The organism is Polaromonas sp. P1_E1_2 (assembly GCF_056406035.1).
This window is the reverse complement of the sequence record NZ_JBFUAZ010000376.1, coordinates 1-4267: the sequence shown is the minus strand read 5'-3', so window position 1 is coordinate 4267 and position 4267 is coordinate 1. Positions and strand designations below refer to the sequence as shown.

Genomic DNA, 4267 nt, shown 5'->3' with positions numbered 1-4267 from the left:
TACACGTCATGCACGCCGTTGTCCGGCAGGTTCAGGCGGAAATGCCCGTAACGGCCGGGTTCCGGCCAGCTGGAGACAGGCACGGTGTCCCCGGCAGTTTCGGCAATCCACCCTCCCGACGGTGCACGCTGGTACACCGTCGCCAGGTCCAGCAGGGGCAGGGGAAACTCAAGCAACCAGTCCTGGCGCGAGCCGGATGACCTGGCAAAACGGTAATGCAGCCAGAGCGCCGCGTGCGGGCCAAGCGAATGCACCGTATCGGCAACCGAGGAGACGAACAAGGCCCCTGGATGGCCGCCGGCCAATTGGTCGATGCCGGCCTGGCCGTCGCTGTCAATCCATGTCAAACTCGCCGCTGCCACGTCCAGGGTCGGCTTGGCGTCGTTTAAAGCCACGATGGGCTGGGCCTGCGCAGGATGCGCCAGAGCACCCAAAAAACCGGCCACCACAAAGATGGCGAATGCCTGCCACAAAGCGCTCCAACCCCGGCCGGGCGCGCATCGAATACACTTCTCAGCCTGTTTTTGAAGGTTTCTCATGAGTTTGAAGTGCGGCATTGTAGGCTTGCCTAACGTCGGTAAATCCACCCTTTTCAATGCGTTGACCAAAGCGGGGATCGCGGCTGAAAACTACCCCTTTTGCACCATTGAGCCCAATGTTGGCATCGTGGAAGTGCCCGACCCGAGGTTGGCGCAATTGGCTGAAATCGTCAAGCCTGAACGCATTGTTCCGGCGATCGTCGAGTTTGTGGACATTGCAGGCCTGGTGGCGGGCGCCAGTACGGGCGAGGGACTGGGCAACAAGTTCCTGGCCCATATCCGCGAAACCGACGCCACAGTCAATGTGGTGCGTTGCTTTGAAGATGACAACGTGATCCACGTTGCCGGCAAGGTGGACCCGATTTCCGACATCGAAGTCATCCAGACGGAGCTTTGTCTGGCCGACCTGGCAGCAGTTGAAAAAGCCCTGCACCGCGTGACCAAGACGGCCCGCTCGGGCGACAAGGAGTCTGTCAAGCTGGTTGCCATCCTGGAGAAATGCCAGGCCGCGCTCAATGAAGGCAAACCGGTGCGCACTGTGGACTTCAGCAAGGAGGAACTGCCGCTGCTCGGCCAGTTTTTCCTGATCACCGCCAAGCCGGCCATGTTTGTGGCCAACGTGGCCGAGGACGGTTTTGAGAACAACCCCTTCCTGGACCGCCTCAAGGCTTACGCGGCAGAGCAAAAGGCGCCGGTCGTGGCGATCTGCGCCAAGATGGAAGCCGAGATGGCCGACATGGAGGAAGAGGACAAAAAGATGTTCCTCGCGGAGATCGGCCAGGATGAGCCGGGGCTCAACCGCCTCATCCTGGCGGCATACAAGCTGCTGGGCCTGCAGACCTATTTCACCGCGGGCGTGAAGGAAGTGCGCGCCTGGACCATCCACGTGGGCGACACCGGTCCGCAAGCCGCGGGCGTCATTCACACCGATTTTGAAAAGGGCTACATCCGCGCCCAGACGATTGCGTTTGCCGATTTCATCGCCTACAAAGGCGAGCAGGGCGCCAAAGATGCCGGCAAGATGCGCAGTGAAGGCAAGGAATACGTCGTCAAGGATGGCGACGTGATGAACTTCCTGTTCAGCAGCTGAGTTGCCAGGGCCCCCGGGTAACCTGGGGCCGATTTACTGCGAGGCCTGGACATCACGGTGGCGGCATCATGGAAGAAGTCGCGCCACAATACCTCACGAACGATCCGCACCATCGGGTGGCGGCCCCGTTACCGGCTTGCCAGAGCAGGCCATCCCCCCCGAAACCCTCGCTTTGAGAAAGAAAGAGAACACCATGTCCATCCAGCGCATCGAAACCGGCCCACGCATGTCCCAGGCCGTTATCCATAACAAAACCGTTTACCTGGCAGGCCAGGTGGCCGGCAACGACGCCGGCTCCGGCGTATACGAACAGACCCTCAGCATCCTGGCCAATATTGACCGCCTGTTGGCAGCAGCCGGCAGCGACAAGTCGCTTCTGCTCAGCGCCACCATCTGGTTGACCGATATGGACAGCTTCGGTGAAATGAACCGTGCCTGGGAAACCTGGGTGGTGCCCGGCGCCACGCCCGCACGTGCCACGGTCATGAGCCCGCGCCTGGCGGCGCCGCAGTACCACGTGGAAATCGGTGTGGTGGCGGCCCAAGGCTGATTTCTCATCCACGCTTGACCCGCCATAAAGGCCACGCCGCGATGACAGAACCCGTTCGCCTTGCCAAACGCCTGGCTGAAATGCTGTCCTGTTCACGCCGCGAAGCCGAGCAGTACATCGAAGGCGGCTGGGTCACTGTTGACGGGGTGACTGTCGAAGAGCCCCAGTTCCGGGTGTCGGGCCAGGCCATCGTGCTTGACAAGGATGCGAGCCTGCTGGCGATGACACCGGTGACTTTGCTGCTGCACAAGCCGGCTGGCCAGGACGCGAGTTCCGATGGCGGCGCGGCGCAGGTGGCCCGGTTGCTGTCGGCCTCCACACAATCGCCTGACGACCGCTCTGGCATCCGGCCGCTCAAGAAGCATTTCTCCACGGTGGAACTGGTGACGCCGCTGGCAACACCTGCCAGCGGATTGGTCGTGCTGACGCAGGACTGGCGCGTGGTGCGCAAGCTGCGTGAAGATGCCCGCGTGATGGAACACGAAGTGATCGTCGATGTCAGCGGTGACATCAAACCCGGCGGGCTGGACCGGCTGAACCGGGTGGACCACGGGTTTACCTTCAAGGGTGTTTTGTTGCCGCCGGCCAAGGTGAGCTGGCAAAGTGAAAAGCGCTTGCGCTTTGCCCTCAAGGGTGAAGTCCCGGGGCAGATTGCCTACATGTGCGAGAGCGTCGGCCTGCAGGTGCTAGGCATGAAACGGCTGCGTATCGRCCGTGTGGCGATGAGCCAGCTGCAACCCGGTCAGTGGCGCTACCTGCTGCCACACGAACGCTTCTGATCCTTCTTCTGATTCTTCTTCTGGTGCCTATCCGGTCACCACGCCGGGAAAGGCCCAGATCAGGCTGCCGGTCATCAAAAAGTAGCGCAAAAATTTACCGACCGCCATGTAAGCCAGGCAGGGCCAGAACGGAAACTTGAGCCAACCCGCGACCGCGCACAGCGGGTCTCCGACCACCGGCAACCAGGCCAGCAGGCAGGCCTTGGGGCCGAGTTTCTCCAGCCATCGGACCGCACGGCCGTGATGCGATGAATGCTGGTATTTGTCCACCACCTTGTGGGCGCCGTAACCCATCCACCAGTCGAGCGCACCGCCCAGCGTGTTGCCCGCAGTTGCTACCAGCACAGCGGGCCAGAACATGGCGGGGTTGAGCTTGACCAGGCCGAAGACCACCGGCTCCGAGCCCAGCGGCAACAGCGTGGCCGAGATGAAGGAAACCACAAACACCGTGCTCAAGCCGTATTCGGGCAGGGCCAAAAGTTCTATCAGGCGGTGAATCCAAGCTTCCATATATCTATTTGAGTATAGGCATGACGGGCCAGCCACCCTGTCAGGAAGACGCTTACAACTCCGTGTGCAAATTTCAATTGCTGAATTTTTGGGCAGGTACAATCGTGCCTCCTTTTTCAGCAACCTCGCAGCGCTCACTTCCCATGAACATCGGCCCTTACGCTTTGGCGAACAACCTGTTTGTCGCGCCCATGGCTGGTGTCACGGACAGGCCGTTCCGCCAGCTCAGCAAGAAGCTCGGTGCGGGCTATGCGGTCAGCGAAATGGTGACCTCTCGCCGCGACCTGTGGGATACGCTGAAGACTTCGCGCCGTGCGAACCACGAAGGTGAGGCCGCACCGATCGCCGTGCAGATTGCCGGTACCGACGCGCAGATGATGGCCGAGGCCGCCGCCTACAACATCGACCGCGGCGCGCAGATCATCGACATCAACATGGGCTGCCCGGCCAAGAAGGTCTGCAACAAGTGGGCGGGCTCGGCGCTGATGCAGGACGAACCCCTGGCGCTGCAGATCGTGGATGCTGTGGTGGCCGCCTGCGCACCGCGCAATGTGCCGGTCACGCTCAAGATGCGCACGGGCTGGTGCCAGGCTGAAAAGAACGCCCTGGCGATTGCCCGTGCCGCCGAAAGTGCCGGCGTGCAGATGATCACCGTGCACGGCCGCACGCGCGAGCAGGGCTACAAAGGCCATGCCGAGTACGACACAATTGCCGCCGTGAAAGCCGCGCTGCGCATTCCGGTGGTAGCCAACGGCGATATCACCAGCCCTGAAAAAGCGCGTGATGTGCTGGCGTATAC

General features: G+C 61.5%; 6 protein-coding genes. 4 read left to right on the top strand and 2 right to left on the bottom strand.

Going from position 1 to position 4267, the window contains the following annotated elements; translation table 11 throughout:
* A partial coding sequence (locus tag AC1D1P_RS16015) for a 7TMR-DISMED2 domain-containing protein (RefSeq protein WP_477673655.1) occupies window positions 1-473 on the bottom strand: 473 nt, incomplete at its 3' end.
* A 64-nt stretch (window positions 474-537) separates the two neighbouring features.
* Between AC1D1P_RS16015 and ychF the strand changes: the two genes are divergently transcribed.
* From ychF to AC1D1P_RS16000, 3 genes are all read left to right on the top strand, one after another.
* Window positions 538-1629: a redox-regulated ATPase YchF gene (gene ychF, locus AC1D1P_RS16010; protein WP_457281046.1), complete on the top strand. Its 1092-nt coding sequence runs from the start codon at window positions 538-540 to the stop codon at window positions 1627-1629.
* A gap of 193 nt (window positions 1630-1822) precedes the next feature.
* Window positions 1823-2179: a RidA family protein gene (locus AC1D1P_RS16005; protein WP_457281045.1), complete on the top strand. Its 357-nt coding sequence runs from the start codon at window positions 1823-1825 to the stop codon at window positions 2177-2179.
* A gap of 41 nt (window positions 2180-2220) precedes the next feature.
* On the top strand, window positions 2221-2958 hold the full coding sequence (locus tag AC1D1P_RS16000; RefSeq protein WP_477673654.1) for an rRNA pseudouridine synthase: 738 nt from the start codon (window positions 2221-2223) through the stop codon (window positions 2956-2958).
* A gap of 27 nt (window positions 2959-2985) precedes the next feature.
* Here AC1D1P_RS16000 and AC1D1P_RS15995 read toward each other — a convergent pair whose 3' ends face one another.
* Entirely contained in the window at window positions 2986-3468 is a 483-nt protein-coding gene (locus tag AC1D1P_RS15995; protein ID WP_457281043.1) for a YqaA family protein, read from the bottom strand.
* 143 nt (window positions 3469-3611) lie between these two features.
* On the opposite strand from AC1D1P_RS15995, the gene AC1D1P_RS15990 reads away from it, so the two are divergent.
* The coding region (locus AC1D1P_RS15990; RefSeq protein WP_477673653.1) for a tRNA dihydrouridine synthase at window positions 3612-4267 on the top strand (656 nt) is incomplete at its 3' end.